At 71.9% G+C, this 19074-nt stretch carries 15 protein-coding genes; 9 read left to right on the top strand and 6 right to left on the bottom strand.

Annotation, left to right across the window (positions count from 1 at the left end; translation table 11 throughout):
• Nucleotides 1-16: 16 nt before the first annotated feature.
• Both ACWD6N_RS01600 and ACWD6N_RS01605 read left to right on the top strand, forming a co-directional pair.
• Complete coding sequence (locus tag ACWD6N_RS01600; protein WP_387323525.1) at nt 17-805, top strand: PPOX class F420-dependent oxidoreductase; 789 nt, start codon at nt 17-19, stop codon at nt 803-805.
• A 92-nt stretch (nt 806-897) separates the two neighbouring features.
• On the top strand, nt 898-2133 hold the full coding sequence (locus tag ACWD6N_RS01605; RefSeq protein WP_387323528.1) for a hypothetical protein: 1236 nt from the start codon (nt 898-900) through the stop codon (nt 2131-2133).
• A gap of 110 nt (nt 2134-2243) precedes the next feature.
• On the opposite strand, the gene ACWD6N_RS01610 is transcribed toward ACWD6N_RS01605, so the two are convergent.
• The 3 genes from ACWD6N_RS01610 to ACWD6N_RS01620 form a co-directional block, all read right to left on the bottom strand.
• Nucleotides 2244-2681 carry a VOC family protein gene (locus tag ACWD6N_RS01610; RefSeq protein ID WP_450004365.1) on the bottom strand — a complete coding sequence of 146 codons (438 nt, stop codon included), beginning with the start codon at nt 2679-2681 and terminating at the stop codon, nt 2244-2246.
• Nucleotides 2682-2695: 14 nt separating this feature from the next.
• A complete protein-coding gene (locus tag ACWD6N_RS01615) occupies nt 2696-3064 on the bottom strand; it encodes a VOC family protein (RefSeq protein WP_387323534.1) in 369 nt (122 codons plus the stop codon).
• A 160-nt stretch (nt 3065-3224) separates the two neighbouring features.
• Nucleotides 3225-5360, bottom strand: a complete 2136-nt coding sequence (locus ACWD6N_RS01620) for an MMPL family transporter (RefSeq protein ID WP_450004366.1) — start codon at nt 5358-5360, stop codon at nt 3225-3227.
• A gap of 109 nt (nt 5361-5469) precedes the next feature.
• On the opposite strand from ACWD6N_RS01620, the gene ACWD6N_RS01625 reads away from it, so the two are divergent.
• Both ACWD6N_RS01625 and ACWD6N_RS01630 read left to right on the top strand, forming a co-directional pair.
• The gene (locus ACWD6N_RS01625; protein WP_387323540.1) at nt 5470-6780 is read left to right on the top strand and encodes a sensor histidine kinase; all 1311 of its coding nucleotides are present in this window, start codon (nt 5470-5472) and stop codon (nt 6778-6780) included.
• Nucleotides 6732-7376 (top strand): response regulator transcription factor, encoded by a 645-nt coding sequence (locus ACWD6N_RS01630; RefSeq protein WP_354962846.1) that lies wholly within the window; start codon nt 6732-6734, stop codon nt 7374-7376. Before ACWD6N_RS01625 ends, ACWD6N_RS01630 begins: the two co-directional genes overlap by 49 nt.
• A 189-nt stretch (nt 7377-7565) precedes the next feature.
• Here the strand turns inward: ACWD6N_RS01630 and ACWD6N_RS01635 are convergent, their stop codons facing one another.
• Nucleotides 7566-7751 carry a hypothetical protein gene (locus ACWD6N_RS01635; RefSeq protein ID WP_354962847.1) on the bottom strand — a complete coding sequence of 62 codons (186 nt, stop codon included), beginning with the start codon at nt 7749-7751 and terminating at the stop codon, nt 7566-7568.
• Nucleotides 7748-7984, bottom strand: a complete 237-nt coding sequence (locus ACWD6N_RS01640; protein ID WP_354962848.1) for a hypothetical protein — start codon at nt 7982-7984, stop codon at nt 7748-7750. The genes ACWD6N_RS01635 and ACWD6N_RS01640 overlap by 4 nt, the downstream gene beginning before the upstream one ends.
• Before the next feature lie 338 nt (nt 7985-8322).
• On the opposite strand from ACWD6N_RS01640, the gene ACWD6N_RS01645 reads away from it, so the two are divergent.
• Nucleotides 8323-10431, top strand: coding sequence for an MMPL family transporter (locus ACWD6N_RS01645; RefSeq protein ID WP_450004367.1), 2109 nt, complete (start codon nt 8323-8325; stop codon nt 10429-10431).
• A gap of 272 nt (nt 10432-10703) precedes the next feature.
• On the top strand, nt 10704-12044 hold the full coding sequence (locus ACWD6N_RS01650; protein ID WP_387323549.1) for a nicotinate phosphoribosyltransferase: 1341 nt from the start codon (nt 10704-10706) through the stop codon (nt 12042-12044).
• Nucleotides 12045-12140: 96 nt separating this feature from the next.
• On the opposite strand, the gene ACWD6N_RS01655 is transcribed toward ACWD6N_RS01650, so the two are convergent.
• Nucleotides 12141-13226 carry an endonuclease/exonuclease/phosphatase family protein gene (locus tag ACWD6N_RS01655; RefSeq protein WP_387323552.1) on the bottom strand — a complete coding sequence of 362 codons (1086 nt, stop codon included), beginning with the start codon at nt 13224-13226 and terminating at the stop codon, nt 12141-12143.
• A gap of 303 nt (nt 13227-13529) precedes the next feature.
• Between ACWD6N_RS01655 and ACWD6N_RS01660 the strand changes: the two genes are divergently transcribed.
• From ACWD6N_RS01660 to ACWD6N_RS01670, 3 genes are all read left to right on the top strand, one after another.
• Nucleotides 13530-14900, top strand: coding sequence for a hypothetical protein (locus ACWD6N_RS01660; RefSeq protein WP_450004368.1), 1371 nt, complete (start codon nt 13530-13532; stop codon nt 14898-14900).
• Between the two features lie 1586 nt (nt 14901-16486).
• Complete coding sequence (locus ACWD6N_RS01665) at nt 16487-17344, top strand: DUF2637 domain-containing protein (RefSeq protein ID WP_450004369.1); 858 nt, start codon at nt 16487-16489, stop codon at nt 17342-17344.
• Nucleotides 17345-17809: 465 nt separating this feature from the next.
• On the top strand, nt 17810-18745 hold the full coding sequence (locus tag ACWD6N_RS01670) for a replication-relaxation family protein (protein WP_450004370.1): 936 nt from the start codon (nt 17810-17812) through the stop codon (nt 18743-18745).
• Nucleotides 18746-19074: the final 329 nt, after the last annotated feature.

A 19074-nucleotide genomic window follows, 5' to 3' on the forward strand; every position in this document is an offset into this window, starting at 1 on the left:
CTGTATGAGAACAATCGTGCGGTCCGCCGCCGCCCTGCTGGGCCTGGCCAGCGCGGTCGTCGGGGTGTGGGCGCTGCTCGCGCCGGCCTCGTTCAGCGCCTGGGCCGACTTCCCGCCACACCGGCACTTCGTGCACGACATCGGCGCCTTCCAACTCGGCATCGGCGTGACCCTGCTGCTCGCCACCATCTGGGCCGACGCGCTCACCGTGGCGCTGGCCGGCTACGCGGTCGGCGGAACGGCCCACACGGTGGTGCACGTCGCCGACCGCAATCTCGGCGGCACCACCGGTCAGACCGTCGCGATCGCCGGCGCCGTGGTGGTGGCCGCGGTGGCGTTCGCGTACCGATGGCGGGAGCGGGGCTGGGTGCTCGGCACGGTCTCGCAGTCCAGCGCGCCGGAGCTGACCCCGTTCGGCGGGCAGAAGACGGTCCTGCTGACGACGTACCGCCGCGACGGCCGCCCGGTCGGGACGCCGGTGAGCATCGCCGTGGCCGGCGACCGGGCGTACGTGCGCAGCTTCGAACGAGCCTGGAAGACCCGGCGCATCGGCAACAACCCGACGGTCACGGTGGCCGCCTCGACCGCCCGCGGCGTGCCGACCGGACCGGCGGTCCAGGCCACCGCCCGCCGGCTGACCGGCCCGGAGTACGACGCCGCCGCCCGCACGCTGCGCCGCAAGTACCCGCTGCTGCATGGGGTGCTCGTGCCACTGATGCACCGCCTCGGACGGCGTAGGACCGGCCGGACCGTCCACTTCGCGATCGTCCCCGCTGACGCCACGGCACGGCTTGGGGTGCTCTAGCTCGTCAATTTTCTCCTTTCGGGAACAAAGGGAAGCATCGATCCCGTCCGCGTTGCCTGTCCCGTGGATGAGCGGTTGTACCGCGTGTGACCGTGACTTCACTGGCATGTTCCCCTTGGCGGATTGCCTGGGCCGAGCGCGAGAACCAGCGGCGACGGCGCGAGTACCGCAGCGAGACCGACGCCTGGCTGCGACGCAACGACCACCTGACCCGGCTGCGGGTCGAGGCCGCCGGGTTCCTCGGGTGCACCCAGCCGCGTACCGGCCTGCCGGTGGACCTCGACGACGACGAGCTCGTCTTCCGCGTACTTCCCATCGCGGAGCTGGTCGAAGCCGAGGCCCGGCACGTCGCCGGCCTGCCGACGCCGGGTCCCGCCACCTTCGCCGACACACCCGCCGGCCCCCTGCCGAACGGCCTGCGGGTCGTCGACGCCGGCATGGCCGTCGTGACCAGCCACCGGGTGGCGTTCGCCGGGGGCGAGCGCTGGCGCGAATGGCGGTACGCGGACCAAGCCGCCGCCGCCCACCACCCCGACGTCCCGCTCACTCTGCTGCACACCACCGACCGCAGCCCGCTCGCCGGGCTGCTGGTGCCGGCCACCGCAGCGGTAAACGCCCGCTTCTACCTCACCCTCGCCATCGCCGTTGCCGCCGGAGAACGCGCCGCCGTCACCGCGCAGCTCGACGCCCTGCTGGACGCCCACCAGCGCACCCGGCCAACGCCGCTGCCGTTTGCTGTGCCGGAGGAGGCGCCGTTGACGGCGCTGCGCCCCGGTCGCCGGGTGGTCGCCGTCGCCACCGTCGCGATGGTGGTGTTCGCGACACTGGGCCCCGGCGCACTCGGGCCCGGGCAGGCAGGCACCGTGCAGCGGGCAGAAGAGACCGCTGTCACCACCCCAGACGCTCCGACGGCTGTCGACGTCCTCGTCCCGGCCCTTCCCGTCGGCCCGGTGGCGCCGGAGCGGGGGAGGGCCGAGTCGGTCGGCCGTACGGTGCCGGCCCGAACCATCGGCGGCGCGCCGTACGCCCCACCGAGCACGACTTCCACGCGGCCGGCGGCCCCGGTTGCGCCGGCACCGTCCACCGCTGTGGGCCCGCCGACCGCTCCGGGCCCGACCGCCAGTACGGCGCCGACGCCCGGGCCGGCTCCGACCACGGACCCGCCCCCGGTGAACCGCTCGATCATGCCCACCGCGTCGCCCACACCGACCGCTCCGGCCTCGCCCAGTCCATCGCCGTCGCCGGACGCCGCCCTGCTCACGCTCTGCCTGGATCCCCTGCAGCTGCCGCTGCTGGACCGGCTGCTCTGCCCGCCGACCGAACCCTGACGCGTCGATTTGCCGGCCTTATACGTGGCTCAGCCGGTGGCGTCTTCGTGCGTGGCTCGGCCGGTGGTGCCCTTGTGAGTGGCTCGGCCGGTAGCGCCTTTGCGTGGGGCTCAGCCGGTGGTGCCGAAGTCGGGGACGGTGATGGTGCCGTCCTCGCCAAGGGGGAAGCCGGGGTTCCAAGCGATTTCCCACACGTGACCGTCCGGGTCGGTGAAGTAGCCGGCGTAGCCGCCATAGAAGGTTTCCCGGGCGGGCTTGGTCGCCTCCGCGCCAGCGGCCACCGCCGCGGCGATCACCTCGTCAACCTCTGCTTGTGAGCGGACGTTCTGCGCCAGGGTCACCCCGCCGAAGCCGCCGGTGCCCTGATCGTCGATGCCCGCGTCGGCGGCCAACTTGTCCCGGCCCCACAGCCCCACCGCCAGGCCGCCGGCCTGGAAGAACACCGTCTCCTCGACCTCCTGGCCGCGCCAGCCGAGGTGTTCGTAGAACGCTCGTGCCCGTGCCACGTCGGTGACGCCGAGGGTGACCAGGCTGATCCGTTGTTCCATGTCGGTAGGTCCAATCACTCCGGGGTGTGGCAGACGGCTTCGACGTTGTTGCCGTCCGGGTCGCGGACGAACGCGGCGAAGTAGGTCGGGTGGTACTCCGGCCAGATCCGGGGCGCGTGCAGCACCTCCGCGCCGGCTTTCACAGCGGCGTCGTGGAACGCCTGGACGGCGGCTCGGTCGTCGGCCGTGAAGGCGAGGTGTAGTTCGCGGGCCTCGTCGGGGGTTTCGGTCGGGCCCAGCCAGAAGTCGGGACGGTCCCGGCCGTAGCCGATGACGTTCGGGAACTCCAGGAGGCGGCGGCCGGCGAGCGGGGCGAGCACGGCGTCGTAGAAAGCGGCGCTGGTCGGCACGTCGCGGACCTGGATGGACATGTGGTCGATCATCGCGGGCTCCTCCAAGCGTCTCCGAGTGGGCTGACGCCACGCTAGCGGCGGGGTACGACGTGTGGTCCGTGTTCGCCGTGGGTCGCCACCACGCACCACCCCGCTCGTCGCACGGGTGCTCGGACCGGCCTATCCAGGGCTGCCGACTCCCGGGGGATTCCTACGACGCCGCCGTTGCCTGCTCGGTCGGCGGCGCCGCGACCGGCCGGATCCTTGGCCGCGCCAGGGCGCTCGGCCACCAGGTGCGGGGACCGATGTGCAGCGCCAGCGCCGGGACGAGCAGGCTGCGGACCAGGAACGTGTCGAGCAGCACCCCGACGCCGATGATGACCGCCGTCTGCACGGACGGCACCAGCGGCAGCACGCTGAGCGCGCCGAACGTGGCGGCCAGCACCACGCCCGCGCTGGTGATCACCCCGCCGGTCACGGTCAGCGCATGCAGCACGCCCTGCCGGTGCCCGAGCCGCGCCGTCTCCTCCCGAGCCCGGGTGGCGAGGAAGATCGTGTAGTCCACGCCGAGGGCGACGAGGAACAGGAACGTCTGCAGCGGAATCCCGACGAAGAGTTTCGGGTAGCCCATCGCGTCGAGGATCAGCCCGGCCGCGCCGATCGCCGCGGCGTAGGACAGGACCACGCTCGCGAGCAACAGCAGCGGCGCGACCAGCGCGCGCAACAGCAGCACCAGGATGACGAAGACGACCGCCAGTACCAGCGGCACCACGACCCGGTTGTCCCGGCCGACCGTCCGCTCCTCGTCGAGCAGGTACGCGGTGTCCCCGCCGACCAGCGCCTGCGCACCCGGCACGGCGTGCACCGCGGCGCGGAGCCGGTCGACCGTGTCCAGCGACGCGTCGCTGTCCGGCGTGTCGGCCAGGACCGCCGCGATGCGCACCCAACGCCCGTCCGGCGAGCGCTCCGGCTCGCCCACCTCGGCAACCCCCGGCACGGTACGGGCGGCGGCCACCACCTGGTCGGTCGGGCCGGCGGCGGCCAGGATCTCGGCGGGTGCGACGGCTCCCCTCGGGTAGTGCGCCTCGATCATCCGCTGTCCGGTGACCGAGCCGACCTCCTTGGTGAAGGACTCGTCATGCGGCATGCCGATGCTGAGGTTGCCGATACCGAAGCTCAGGGCGACCAGCGCCGCCGCCGTGCCCAGCCACACCGCGCGGGGCCGCCGACCGACGAAACCGGCGATCCGGCGCCACACTCCGTGCTCGGTCGCCACGTCGAGCCCGACCGCGTCCGGTGCGAAGCGCGGCACGAACGGCCAGAACAGCCACCGCCCGAAGATGACCAGCACGGCCGGCAGCAGGGTGGTCATGGCGAGCAGCGCCGCCGCGATCCCGACCGCGCCGACCGGTCCGAGCCCCCGGGTGGACGGCAGTTGCGCGGCGAGCAGGCACAGCAGGCCGATCGCGACGGTCGCCGCCGAGGCGGCGATCGCGCCGATCGACCGCCGCAGCGCGACGGCCATCGCCGCGTGCCGGTCGGCGTGCCGGCGCAGTTCCTCGCGGTAGCGGGCGATGAGCAGCAGGGCGTAGTCCACGCCGACACCGAAGACCAGCACGGTCAGGATGCTCTGGCTCTGGAAGTCCACGGCCAGCCCGGCGTGCCGGGCCAGCAGGTACACCACGGCACTGGCGAGCTGGTTGGCCACCGCGACCGTGATGAGCGGGATCAACCACAGGACCGGGCTGCGGTACGTGATGAGCAGCAGCAACGCGACGGCGGCCGCGGTCGCCAGCAGCAGCGTGCTGTCCATGCCGGCGAACGCGTCGAAGACGTCGTCCTCGCCGCCGGCCGGGCCGGTGAGCGCGGTCCGCAGGCCGGCCGGCGCGTCCCTGCTCAGCTGCTCCTTGACCTCAGCCACCGCGTCGGCCCGCTGGTCGGCGTCCCCAGCGATCGGGAAGGAGAGCAGCAGCGCCTGGCCGTCCTCGCTGACCACCGGCGGGGGCACCTGGCCGCCGTCGGCGTACCGGTCGAACGCCGTGCGGTCGGCGTCGACCTTGGCGCGGTCGGCGTCGGTGAGCCCGCTCTCGCGGACGTAGACGGCGACGGCCAGGGGCTTCTGGGAGTCGGGGAACGCCTCCTCGGCCCGCTGCGCCGCCCGGCTGGCTTCGGCGGTGGCGGGCAACGCGCCGAGGGTGTCGTTGTCCTGCACCTCGGTCAGCTTGATCGCCAGCGGCCCGGCTGCCGCGACGAGGACGAGCCAGAAGACGAGCATCACGTACTTGCTGCGTCGGCCGGACGGCATTGCGGCCAGTCGGTGCCGCGCGGTTTCCTTTTGCCTGGTCATGCCTTCGATCCTTCGGCCGCCACAGGTGGAAGGCAGGGGTGGCAGGTCCCGAAGGCAGGTGGTGGTAGCACCACCGATTCCGGTGGCGCATCGGGCGGAGAATGACGCCGTGGACCGCTCCGTACGCTCGACCGTCTGGCAGCAGATCCGGCCTGGCGCGCTCGCCGCCGTGCAGGGCCTGGCTGTGGCCCTGCTCAGCCTGACCACCAACGTGCTGCTGTTCGCGCTGTCGGTGGTCTCCCTCGCGCTCATCCCCGCCCTCGGCATCGGGTTCGCCCTCTTCCCCGCGGTGACCGTGCTCGTACGGCTGTCGCTGACGTTGCAACGGCGCCTGAGCCGGTCCGCCGGCGTGCCGATCGCCTCGCCGTACGCGCCGGTGCCCGCCGGCGCGCGGCTCGGCACCTGGCAGCGGTTCCGGTGGGTGGTCTCGGACCCGGCGACCTGGCGGGACCTCGCCTGGTTGATCCCCGGCGCGGTCACCGGCGGCGCCTGCCTGCTCGCGTTCGCGCTGGCCGCGTACGGGCTGGAGGGCGCCCTCTTCGTGCCGCTGGTGCTCTACCTGAGCATCGACTGGTACGGCTACGGTGTGTTCTGGCCGATGGACAACCTCGCGAAGGCGTGGCTGGCCGCGCCGCAGGGCTGGCTGATCCTCACCGGCGGGCTGGCCGTCGCACCGGGGCTGCTGTGGCTGCACTTCCGCTTCGCCGGTTTCTTCCTCGCCCCCACCCGGGCGCAGGAGCTGGCCCTGCGGGTCCGGCACCTCGCCGCCACCCGCGCCGACACCATCGACACGCAGGCCGCCGAGCTGCGCCGCATCGAACGCGACCTGCACGACGGTGCGCAGGCCCGGCTGGTCGCACTGCGGATGAGCATCGGCCTGGCCGAGCAGCTCATGGCCAACGACCCGGCACGGGCGGCGCGACTGCTCAGCGAGGCGCAGGAGACCAGCGGCCACGCCCTCGCCGAACTCCGCCACCTCGTCCGCGGCATCTACCCGCCCGTACTCGCCGAACGCGGCCTCAACGGGGCGGTGCAGGCACTCGCCCTCACCGTCGCGCCGCCCATGGACGTGGACGTCGACCTGGACCTGCCCGGCAGCCCGCCCGCGGCGGTCGAGTCCGCGGCGTACTTCGCGGTGGCCGAGCTGCTCACCAACGTGGCCAAGCACAGTGGCGCCCGGCGCGCCTGGGTCTCTCTGGTGCACCGGGACGGTGTGCTGCGCACGGAGGTCGGCGACGACGGGCGCGGCGGCGCCACGCCGGACGCAGGGACCGGCCTGGCGGGCGTACGACGCCGTCTGGCAGCCTTCGATGGCACGATGACCGTGACCAGTCCGCCCGGCGGACCCACCGTCGTGACCATGGAGCTGCCGTGCGAGTTGTCATCGCGGAGGACCTTGCCCTCCTCCGGGACGGGCTGACGCACATCCTCCACGCGAACGGACACCAGGTCGTCGAGGCCGTCGCCGACGGACCGTCCGTGCTGCCGGCGCTCACCCGGCACCGCCCCGACATCGCCGTCGTCGACGTGCGCCTCCCACCCACCTTCACCGACGAAGGCCTGCAAGCCGCCCTCGCGGCCCGGATGCAGCTGCCCGGGCTACCGATCCTCGTGCTGTCCCAACACGTCGAGCAGCTGTACGCCCGGGAACTCCTCGCCGACCGCAACGGGGGAGTCGGCTACCTACTCAAGGACCGGGTGTCCAACGTCGGCCAATTCATCGACGCGCTACGCCGAGTGGCCGGCGGCGGGATGGTGATGGACCCGGAGGTGGTCACCCAACTGCTGGCCCGTACCTCCGGCATGCAGCCACTGCGCGACCTCACCGCCCGGGAGCGGGAGGTGCTGGGTCTGATGGCCGAGGGACGGTCGAACGCGGCGATCGCGGGACGGCTCTTCGTCACCGAGAAGGCCGTCAGCAAGCACATCAACAACATCTTCAGCAAGCTCGGGATGCCACCGTCGGACGACGACAACCGGCGGGTGCTGGCGGTGCTCGCGTACCTCAACGGCTGACGCAGCTACACCTCTTTCGCGGCCGGACCGGTCGACGCCCGGGCGCGGGCGTTGCTCGCCCACCTCGCCGCGCGCAGGTCGGCTGACCAGGGAACGCGGAGGGCCGGCCGCTCTCGACCGGCCCTCACAGAAATCGCATGAGGATTGGCGGTGCTGTTTGTCCCCGGCAGTAGCCCTTGCGAAGGCCCGCTACTTGAGATGGAACCGTTCATCGACGGCGAGGGCCGCCAGCTGCGGCACGGAGAACGGCAGCGTGGTCAGCGCCGGCGGGTCGTCGCCGAGCTTCGCGCGCTGTGCAACGTAGACCACTACACCGTCCGGGTGCCGGTACGCCGCCCACTGGTCGAACCGGTCGTCGCGGCCTGGCCGGATCACCACCCCGACCTGTGCCGCACCGACGCCACCAGCTGGCAGTCGCCCTGCATGCCCCAGAACTGCTGGGCCAGCGCGCACGGCTCGGCCGGTAGCCGGTTGCCCACGGTGTGCACCTCGACCAGCAGGCGCCCCATCCGTTCGCCTCTAGCCAGGGCGGCCGAGGCCATGTAACTCCACCCGTCCACGCCGTTCACCTTGGCGTCGAACTGCGCCTGGTGGGCCCGCAACAGCATCTCGTCAGCGGGCTGGTTCGCCGGGTTTTCCGGCGCGGTGTAGCCGCGGGCGGGTAGTTGACCAAGCTGGGTATGCCGCCGTCCGATGACAACAATCGACGGGTGTTCCCCGTGCTCGCGTACCTGAACAGCTGAAACTCGCCGAGCCCCCGGAGCCCAAGCATCCGAAAAGGAGTGCCACGCGACGGTAGGCTGCACAGTGGGTAGCGAAGCCTGCCCGGCAGAGTGACGGGCGGGTGCCCTGGGCGCTCCAGGCCCCCGACGTCGGTGGTGCCGAACACTCGGGGGAAACCATGTTCGAGCGGCTGGGCAGATTCGTTGTGGGCAGAGCGTGGTGGGTGATCGCCGGGTGGGTGCTCGCGGCAGCCGCCATCATCGCCACCACACCGTCGCTGAGCGATATCACCTCCGCCGATCAGGAAAGCTTTCTGCCCCGCTCGTACGAGTCCGTGCAGGCCACCGAGCTTGGGCAGAAGGCGTTTCCGCAGCAGGCCACCGCGACGGCGATCATCGTGGTCAAGCGCGCCGACGGGCAGAAGCTCAGGCCGGCGGACGAGGCGAGGGTGGGCCAGCTCGCTCAGTCGCTCAAGGTCAAGAACATCCCGCACACGTCCGGCTACCTGACAGGTCCGCTCGCGGTCGCGCCGGACAAGTCGCTGCAGATCATCAATGTCGGGCTCGATGCCCCCACCCCCGACGATCCGGCGCTGCTCGACGCCGTACGCGATCTGCGGTCGGACATCGGCCCGGAGCTGGCGAACAGTGGGCTGACCGCGGGCGTGGCCGGCGACGTGGCGAGCTTCGTCGACAACGAGGACACCTTCAACAGTGCCTTCGCCGTGGTCGGTGTCGCGACGATCATCCTGATCATCGGACTGATCCTGATCATCTTCCGCAGCCCCATCGCCGCGCTGCTGCCCGTGGTGGTCGTCGGCGTCGTCCTGAGCATCACGACGGGTCTCGTCGCCGCCGCGGGCAAGGCATTCGATCTCAGTGTCAGTCAGGATTTGCAGACGATCCTGCTGATCGTGCTGTTCGGCATCGGCACCGACTACATCCTGTTCCTGCTCTTCCGCTACCGGGAGCGGCTGCGCGCCGGTGACGACAAGCGCACCGCGATGATCGTCTCCGTCCAGCGGGTCGGCGAGGTCATCACGTCGGCCGCCGGGGCGGTCATCGTCGCGTTCCTCGTGCTGCTCCTGGCCTCCCTGGGCTTCTTCGGCTCGCTCGGCCCGGCGCTCGCGATCGCGGTCGGCGTCATGCTGGTCACCTCGCTCACTCTCGTCCCGGCGGTCGTCTCGCTGCTCGGTCGTTACGTCTTCTGGCCGTCGAAGGCGTGGCAGCGTGCGCCCAAGGCCACCTTGTCGCACCGGCTCGGCACCGTCGTCGGGCGCCGGCCGGCGCTCGTCGCGGCGGCGTCCGGCGTCCTCCTGGTCGCGCTCGCCGCGGGCGTGCTGGGCTACAAGGCCGACTACGACTTCAGCGCCGGCTTCCCGCAGGACACCGAGTCGGCGAAGGCCGCGCAGGACCTGCAGCGCGGGTTCGCCGCCGGTGCGCTCGCCCCTACCGAGGTCTACCTGACCACCAGTAACGGGTCGCAGCTGACCGAGCAGCAGGTCAACGACTTCGCGGCGGCTGTGGCGAAAGCCCCGGGTGTGGGCCAGGCGCAGCCCCCGGAGCGCAGCACCGACCCGAGTGTGGCCCGGGTCAACCTGCTGCTCGACGAGAACCCGGTCTCCAACGAGGCGATCACCCTCGTCCGCGAGGACCTGCGCGGTGCCGTGCACGCGGCGGCCCCGACCGGCACCCGGGCGCTGGTCGGCGGGACCACCGCGATCTTCGCGGACATCAACTCGGCGAACAACCGCGACCTGTCGGTGATCCTGCCGGTCGCGGCCGGCCTGATCGCGCTCATCCTCGCGCTGCTGCTGCGCAGCCTGGTCGCGCCGATCTACCTCGTGATAGCGGTGCTGCTCAACTTCGCCGCCACGCTGGGCGCCACGGTCTACCTCTTCCAAGGGCTGCAGGGCGAGCCCGGTGTCACCTTCCAGCTGCCGATCATCCTCTACCTCTTCGTGGTGGCGATCGGGACGGACTACAACATCCTGATGATCGCCCGACTACGCGAGGAGGCGCGGGAAGGCAACGAGCCGCACGAGGCCGCCGCCATCGGAGTGGAACACGCTGGCCCGACCGTCGCGGCAGCCGGACTGATCCTGGCCGGGACGTTCGCGGTGCTGCTGCTCGCGCCGATCTCGTTCCTGCAGCAGATGGGCTTCGCGGTGGCGATCGGCATCGTGCTGTCGGCGTTCGTCATGTCGATGTTCTTCGTTCCGGCGTTGACCGCGCTGATCGGGCACAAGGCGTGGTGGCCGGGGCACGGCGACGAGCGGCGGGTCAGCGGGCCGCGCACGCCGCCGGAGCCGGCGACCGTTGCGAAGGAGTAGCGCGAGTCGTCAACGCTCAGGGTCTCGACGCGGTGCGCGCCGAGTGGCGGGCGGCGGCATGCGGACCCCGGCGAGGCGGTGTGGCCGGTGTGTTCACCGCCGTCAGGTGTACCGGTGACCGGGAGGGGTATCCGCGCCCAACTGCTGCCTCGCGGCGTGCTGGCTCGGAAGCCGGGGGCCGGACGCCCCAGCCTGCGTCCGCCCCGGACCCGACGGGTTGGCATCACCACGATGCCGGCCCGTTGACCGTGCCCAGTGCCGATGGAGGAATCGTGACCGGGCTGCGTACCGACCTGTACGAGCTGCGGATGGCGGCCAGCTACCTGCGCCGGGACATGGTGGAGCGTGCGACGTTCAGCCTGTTCGTCCGCCGCCTACCGCCGCAGCGTGGCTTTCTGGTGGCCGCCGGGCTGGCCGAGGCGCTGGCGTTCCTGGAGGGCTTCGCGTTCGACGAGGGTGAACTCGGCTACCTGCGCGACACCGTCGGGCTCGACGAAGCGACGCTGGCAGCGCTCGCGGGGCTGCGGTTCACCGGTGATGTCTGGGCCGTGCCGGAGGGCCGCGTGGTGTTCGCCGACGAACCGCTGCTGGAGGTCACTGCGCCGATCGCCGAGGCGCAGCTGGTGGAGACCGGCGTGCTGAACCTCATCACCTTCCACACCACGGTCGCCAGCAAGGCCGCCCGATGCCGCCTCGCGGCCGGCGACGCGCAGCTGGTCGACTTCGCGTTCCGCCGCACCCACGGCATCGAGGCCGGCGCCGCCGTGGCCCGGGCGTCCGCGATCGCCGGCTTCGCCGCGACCAGCGACGTCGAGGCCGCTCGACGGTACGGACTGCCGCCGTCCGGGACCATGGCCCACTCGTACGTCGAGGCGTTCCCCGACGAGCGCGCCGCGTTCCGCGCGTTCGCGACCGACTTCCCGACGAACCCGGTGTTCCTCGTCGACACCTACGACACGCCCGCCGGAGTGCGAGCCGCCGTCGAGGTCATCGCGGAGTTGGGACTGACCGGCCCGGTGGGCGTGCGGCTCGACTCCGGAGATCTCGCCGCGCTCGCCGTGCAGACCCGCGCGATTCTCGACGACGCCGGGCTGACTCAGGCCCAGATCCTGGCCAGCGGCAGCCTCGACGAGGATGTCATCGCGGCGCTCGTCGCCGCGGGCGCACCGATCGACGCGTACGGCGTCGGCACCCGCATGGGCGTCTCGTTCGACGCGCCGTCCCTGGACAGCGCCTACAAGCTGGTGGCCGTCGGCGACCGGCCGGTGCTCAAGCTGTCGCCCGGCAAGGCCACCCTGCCCGGCCCCAAGCAGGTCTTCCGCGATCCCACCGGTGCCAACGGCGACGTGGTGGGGCTGCGCGACGAACCGCCACCGGGCGACCGCGAGCCGCTGCTCGTGCCGGTCATGCGCGGCGGCCGTCGCCTGGCCGTCGCCGACCCGGCCGGTGAGGTACGCGCCGCGCGCGGCCGGTTCGACGCGGACCTCGCCTGGCTACCGGACCCGGCGCGTCGGCTGGCGGACCCGGCGCCGCTCACCGCCGCCGTCAGCCCGGCCCTCGCCGCGCTGCACGAACGGGTGGCCCCGCAGGTGGCGCGCGGCGGGACCTACTGACAGCCAGGCCGGGCGGACGCGTCGGGGCGGTCATCGCGGCGGGCCCGTGGCAGCCCCGGGCTGGCGCGTCGGCGCCAGCCCGGAGCAGCGTTCGCGCTACCGCAAGGCCAGCACGGCCAGGTAGCCGAGGTGGTCCGATGCCCACCGGCCGTCGGGGGTCTGCCGCTCGGTGCCGAAGATGAGGCTCGAGACGGGAACGACCGCCCCCCGGAACAGGACCATGTCGATGCGGTGTTCGACGGCGTCGGCGGGTTGGTTCAGGTCGTCGCCCAGACCCGCGGTGTAGCCGGGTTCACCCGGATGCAGGATCTGCCACGTGTCCCGCATTCCGCCGGCCACCAGCGCCGCGTAGGCGAGCCGGTTCTCGGCGACCGGCAGGTCGGGGCCCGTGTTGAGATCCCCGCCAAGGATGACGTCACCCGGTGCCGTGGCGAGGGGACCGCCCAGCAGCTCGCGCGCCTGCAGCACCCGGACACCAGGGTGGAAGGCCTCCAGGTGGGTGTTCACGAACCGGAACGGGCGTTGCCCGTGCACCACGTCCACCGCGGTCCAACCGCGGGTGCTGGTCACGGTCCCGTTCGTTGCCGCGAGCGTGAAGGTGAGGTTGTTGGTGAAGGTGCCGGACGAGGAGTCGGTCACCTTCACCCGGCCGCCGTGGCGCACCAGGATCACGTCGCGCATCGTGAGCCGGACGTCGAGGAAGTGCGGCGCGCCCGCCGGCGCCTCCAGATCGGCCTCGGCCTGTACGACCGCGACGTCGTACGCGTGACCGGAGCGGCTCAGCTCGCCCATGAGCAATGCCAGGTAGTCGTACCGGATTTCGGTGGCTGGTGCGGGGTCAGCGAACGTGCCGGTGCGCCACAGGGCGACCTCCTGCAGTCCGACCAGGTCCGGCTTGTTCTTGGTGATCTCCCGGGCGAGCAGCTTCGCCCGGGCGGGAAAGTCGACCAGGTCGACGTGGCTCAACAGCGCGGAGTTCGCGGCCAGGAACGCCCCTGGTGTCGGCGCGCCGATGGATGGCGTCAGATCGCCGCCCAGATAGAGGTTCCGGGTCATCACGGTGACCTTGGATTTTCCTTCGGCTTGGACGGGTGCGCTGAAAACGCCGAGGCTGACCAGGGCGATGGCGGCTGCGAGGGTGATTCTCGCCGTTCGCCAGGAGGTGGTGGGTGTCGGGAGCATCCTGTTCGATCCTCTCTCCCGGCGACTACGCCGGCGTCGGACGTGAGATCGATCCGGTGGTGCGGATGGGGACGCGTGAGGCGGCGTCGCGACCTGTCGGCGGGGCGCGGCCCGAGGCGGTGCGTGCACCGTATCGCCGCGAGGCGGTCGGAGACAGCCGTGGATATCGGCGGTTCGGCCCCACCCGCCAACCGGTACGGGCATTTGACGGTATCCACGGAACCAGCCGATCCGGTCGACGGCGACGACGTGTCCTGCGCCGCCGCGCGCGGTTGTACCGGGTGGACGCGGAACCCCTTCGCGATGAGAGGCGACCCGGTGGCGACGGACGGGACGGCGGTGGGCTGGCGGGCCCGGTGGGTCAACCGAGAGAACGAGCGGCGGCGCATGGCGTACGAGACCGCCGTCGAGGCGTGGCGGCGACGCGACATGCAGCTACGGGAGTTCTGGGCGCGGGCGGAGGAGCCGGAGCCGTGGGCGGAGACGCCGGTGGGTCTGCCGGTGGCCCTCGACCAGAATGAGGTCGTGGCCACCGTGCAGTCCGGCGCGGAACTGCTCGAGGTGGCGGCTCGGCACACCGCCGGCCTGCCTGCACCGGAGCTGGCCGTCGTTCCCCTCGGGGACCCGGTCCGGTCACGCGGGTTGACGAAGGGCGTCGCGGTGGTCGACGCCGGCATGGCGGTGGTCACCGACCGGCGGCTGATCCTCATCGGACGCCTCGGGGTCCGGGAGTGGCCGTACCGGCAGCTGACCGGGGTGGCACACCATCCGGCGGAGCCGTTGACCCTGCTGCACGAGCACGGGCCGGGCAGGATCCGGGGAGTACGGGTACCGCCGACGGCGGCGTCCGACTTCCGGCTGCGACTCACCGTCGCGTACGCCGAGGCCGTCGGGGAGCGGGACGCGCTCCTGGACCGGCTCGACGAGGCGGTGGTGGCGCACTGGCGTACCCGGCCGGCGGCACCGACACCGGCCACGCCCGTCGAGGCCCCGGCCGCCGCCCGCCTCGCCCGTCCGGCGCTGGTCGCCGCCGTCGCGGTCCTGGTCGCCCTGGCGGGGGTCGTGGGCGCGGTCCGCTGGTCCGCGACGGACCGCCCGGTGGTCGGAATGGACTTCGACGGCCGCACCGGCGCGGCCTCGACCGACCCGGATGACCCCTCGCCGACCACCGCCGTCGGCGCGCCGCTAAGCTCCACCGCTCCCACCGCTCCCACCGCTCCCACCGCTCCCACCGCTCCCACCGCTGGTCCGCAGCGGGACGCCACCACCGCGCCCGGCACGTCCGGTCCCGTTACGGCGCCGGGGCCCGGTTCCGGGCCGGTCACCTCTCCTGGACCGGGCCCGACCGATGGTGCCTCACCGACCAGACCCTCCGGGTGGCCGTCGGCCAGCAGCACCGGTGTCGGTAGCCCGAGTCCGTCCACCGGCTCGCCGAGCCCGACCCCGGTGGACCTCTGCGGCGCACCGCAGAACCCGTACGGCTACAACTACTGCGGCGGCTCCTACATCAACGACCCGGCCGCGGACGTCTGCGACTGGTTCGACTGCGTGCCCACCTTCTGGAACGGCAAGGGCTACGTGGTGCAGTGCGACGACGGCCTGGTCAGCATGACCGGCGTACGAGGCGGGCCGTGCGCTGACCACGGTGGCACCCGACACCCCGTGTACGCCTGACCCGTCCATGCCCTCACCCTGTCCCGGCGTCCCAGTAGACGTGCCGCAGCCCCGTTCGGCGTACTTCCACGCGGTTCGCCAAGGTAGGCCGGTGACGACGAGGGCGAGCGGGGTGGCCCGACGTCCGGGTCGGTGGTGGCGTCGGCCAGCGCCGGGCGGTGGTCCCCGGCCGCGAGTGCCTCCAGGCCGAACACTTCCGTCGCGAAGTGGTATAGCCCGGCGTCGAGCCCGGCGACCTCGCTGGCCACCGCGTACATCTCGAGGGGGTGGAGATTGCCGGCCGAGGGGGCGGCGCGGAACCAGAGGTTGTCTCCGGCGGTTCGGGTGACGCCGGCCGAGTAGAACAGCAGGCGGGCGAGGAGTTCGCCGTCTATGGTCGGGACGCTCGGCGGTACCCGTCCGGACAGGGTCACCGCGGCCGGCGCCCCGGTCGGCGGCAGGTCGCGGGGCAGGGGGTGCACCGGCGTCCCGAGGTGGCGTTTGAACGGCTGGGGACGGTTGCTCGGGTCCATTGGGACGAACCGCGGGACACCCGGCGGCCGGCCGCCGCGACACTGGTTCGTCTGGTGGTGGTAGAGCCGGGTCACCTCGCCGGCGCGCATCCGCCGCGCATACCCGCCGGCGCATGGCGTATGCCCGAACGAGCGCGGTGCCGGGCGCGGCAGCCGTCAGCAGTCCGCACCCGCAGCGCAGCCGCCTAAGTTTGGTGGCAGTGGATCACTTGGCCGTTGTGCCGCCGCATAGCGATCCGAACAACGACGGCGGCTGAGGCTGAGCGAGGACTGAGACCCACCACCCACGCCCGCGATGGCGACAGATCCACTCGTCCCCGACTCACGCTCGTCCATTCGATGAGATCCCCGTCCTGCCAGGTGGCCAGATCTAGGTTTTTCGCCCATGACTGGGCGGACCAGGCGGACTGCGAGCAATAGGAACGGACTGGCAAACACTCCACCGGACTGACGTCAAGGCTCCGTGGCCGATCCGCGTGAAATTGGGGGTTGACTCGACGGTGTTCCCGGGGCGTACTGGATACACGTTCCCGCACTGCCGGCTGGCGCGGTCGGCCAGAAAGAGGCGGGCAGGCACTCCCAGAGTCGGGTTGCCTGCTCTTGTTCGCGCCGACGGTGCTGGGACCGTCGAGAGAGGGAGGCCCACATGAAGGATCGTTCGTCGGCGAGTTGAGCCGCCGCACCACCATGGCGCTTGTCGAGCGCTGCCGGTGGCGAGAGTCCTGACCCCTTGTGGCTCGGCTTGGCCGTCCGCCCCCCGTGTCCGCCTGTTGACCGCAGCCTGCTGTGCCGGTTGTGGCGACGCCTGCTGCCCTGGTGCCTGCCCCTGCGTATGACAGGAGGGGTTCCGCCCGGACGGGCGTCAGTCGGCAGGTCGCGCCGGCCCAAGCCCTGATCCGAGCGGGCCTGGACTGCACCCCACATCGCCCGCACCTTGAACATCAGTCAACTGGAGCACGAACATGACATCAATCCACATCAATCACACGAAGCCGACTGCCAGGTCGGTCCGCCCCTGTACGACGACGGTAGTCAAGATTGCGCACGTGCTACCTCACCATGGGAGGTGGGCCGTTGGCGACAACTGAACAGCGATCCCACGACGTCCCCACCGATCAGCGGTCGGGGCGGGAGCGGCTGGAAAACCGCATCCAGGTGCTGATCATGTTGTTGATCGGCGGCGCGGCCGGCGCGGCCTCCTTCCGGCACGTGCATGACGTCGCGGCGGCACACGGCCAGCCGGGCTGGCTCGCCTGGGCCGACGCGGTCGTGCTGGAGTTGACCTCGATCGCCGCCGGTCTGGAACTGCGCCGCAACCGGCGCCTGGGCACCAGCGTCGCCTTCCCGGCGACCGTCCTGACAGTGGCGGTGTTCCTGTCCCTCGCCGCCCAGGTGGTGGAGGCGGAAGCGTCGGCGATCGGCTGGATCGCCGCCGCGCTGCCGGCGCTCGGCTTCCTGACGATGGTGAAGATCGCCCTCGGCCGCGCCGACCCCGCCCCACCCGAGCGCACCGCCCGCCCCACGCGGGACGCCCCAGGACCGCCGCTGATCGCGGACGCCGCGGTCCCGGACACCCGCGAGCCGGTCCCCGCACCGCCACTGCCGGTCCCCACGAACACTGGCCCGGTCCGGGACTGCACCGCCGCGGTCCCCGCCCCGGCGGACCAGGACCCGGCGGTCCCGGACCGACGGGCCGAGGACACGCCGGTCCGGGACCGAGGCCCGGGGATCACCGCGCTGGTCCCAGCCGCCCGGACCGCCGCCCGCACCCTCGACGCCCACGGAACACCCCTGTCCCGCAAGGCCCTCGCCGGACAGCTGCGCGCGGACGGGCACCAACTGTCCAACGCCACCGCCTCAGCACTCGTGCGCGTCCTGCGCGGCGAGAGCACCGCACCCGCGCCGGACCTGTCACACCGGGAGGCCGCGTGACAGAACCACAATCTGCGACCTCTGTCAGCCATAGCCGTCGCCGTGAGACCAGCACACGGGTCTGTCAGGAAGCCCGTCTCCTGACAAAACCTGACCCGACCTGGCAGAGCGAACACCGGCCCGCCCGTCACGGTAGGGCGACCAGTGCACATCTTGCTCTCCATCGCCCTGTTCGGATCCTCGAAGGAGCAACAAGCATGCTGACCCAGCTCAGCGACCCTCACCCGCGCCACCAGAGTCGTCACCGACCTGCGGCGTACTCGCTTTCAAGCCACTGTCAAGGCGGAACCGGTGTGGCCGGCCGTGTCGACGTCGGTGTCGGTCTCCGTTGCACCGTCCGCCTTGATCCTGACCCCCAAACCGACCCGCCGATCCCGCCTACAGTCCAGGTCAGGCCCCCTTTCAGGAGTGTGGGCCGGCTCCAGACACACCCTCATGTGTGGGGTGTCCCCCCAGGGACAGCCCATGCGTAAACCGCTACCGGTTCCGGACCCGCTGCTGCGTCTACAGGCCAGCATCACCGCCCGCGACGACCGCCTCCTCGGCTGGCTCCACGACCACGGAGTCCTCACCACCGATCAGATCGGCGCCGCACTGTTCCCGTCCCTGGACTTCGCCCAACGCCGGCTACGCCGCCTCACCGTCCTGCGGGCGACAGACCGGTTCCGACCCAACCGGGCCTACGGCGGCTCCTACCCGTACCACTACGTCCTGGACCAGCTCGGCTACGACCACGTCCACGCCCAACGCGGACTCGGACGACCACGCCGGGACCAGGCCCGCCGCCGAAAGCAGTCCCTGACCGCCCGGCCGGACCTGCCGCACCTGCTCGGCGGCAACCAGTTCTTCATCGACCTCGCCGCCCATGCCCGCACCCACCCCGACACGGCCCTGGACCGGTGGCAGCCCGCGTCCGCCTTCCACGAGCCCGGCGTGTTCTACCGCCGAGGCGCCAACCCGCAGATGATGGTCCACGGTCCGAGCGGACTGCCCCGCCCGGACGGCGCCGGGGTGTGGACCGAGCACGGACGGTCCGTGCCGTTCTTTCTCGAGTACGACACCGGCCGCGAACGCCTCGACATCCTCACCGAGAAAATCGCCAAGTACGAACGGCTGGTCTGCCTCAGCAACTGGGCGTGGCCGGTGCTGTTCCACCTCCCCTCGGCCCGCCGCGAGGCGAACCTGCACCACCGCGTCGCCGGCATCAGCCTGAAGACGGTCATCGCCACCACCACCGCCGAGCTGCGTGCCGCACTCGATGCCAGCCCCGCTGACCAGGTCTGGCAACGGGCCGACAGCAGCGGCCGTCACCGCCTCATCGACCTGCCCTACACCGACACCGACCACGACGACGAGTTCCCCACCCACGCCGTGTCCGATCAAGAAGGTAGGACCGCCTGATCAGCGGGCGGATCAGGCGGCGCGTGCGGTGGCCTGGTGGCCCCACACGCCGCCGAACCCGCCCACACCCGCGCAACCCCCGGGGCGACGGCCCCCGCCCGCCGTGCGGCCCGCACCGAGGCGACGGTCCGGACCGCGCGGCGGAGGCGAGGCAGACGCCTCGCCGCCGGTCCAGGTCTGCCGGCGGCGGTCGCCAACGACAGACAGACCCCGAGACCGACCGCGCACTCACATCTAGTGTCCTGAGTCGGTGATTAGCTGCTGAATTCGGGTAGGCTTCGTGGTATGCCGCGAACAGGGCGCCCGAAGGCCGAGCTGGTTTTGTCCGA

Source organism: Micromonospora sp. NPDC005163 (assembly GCF_053599835.1).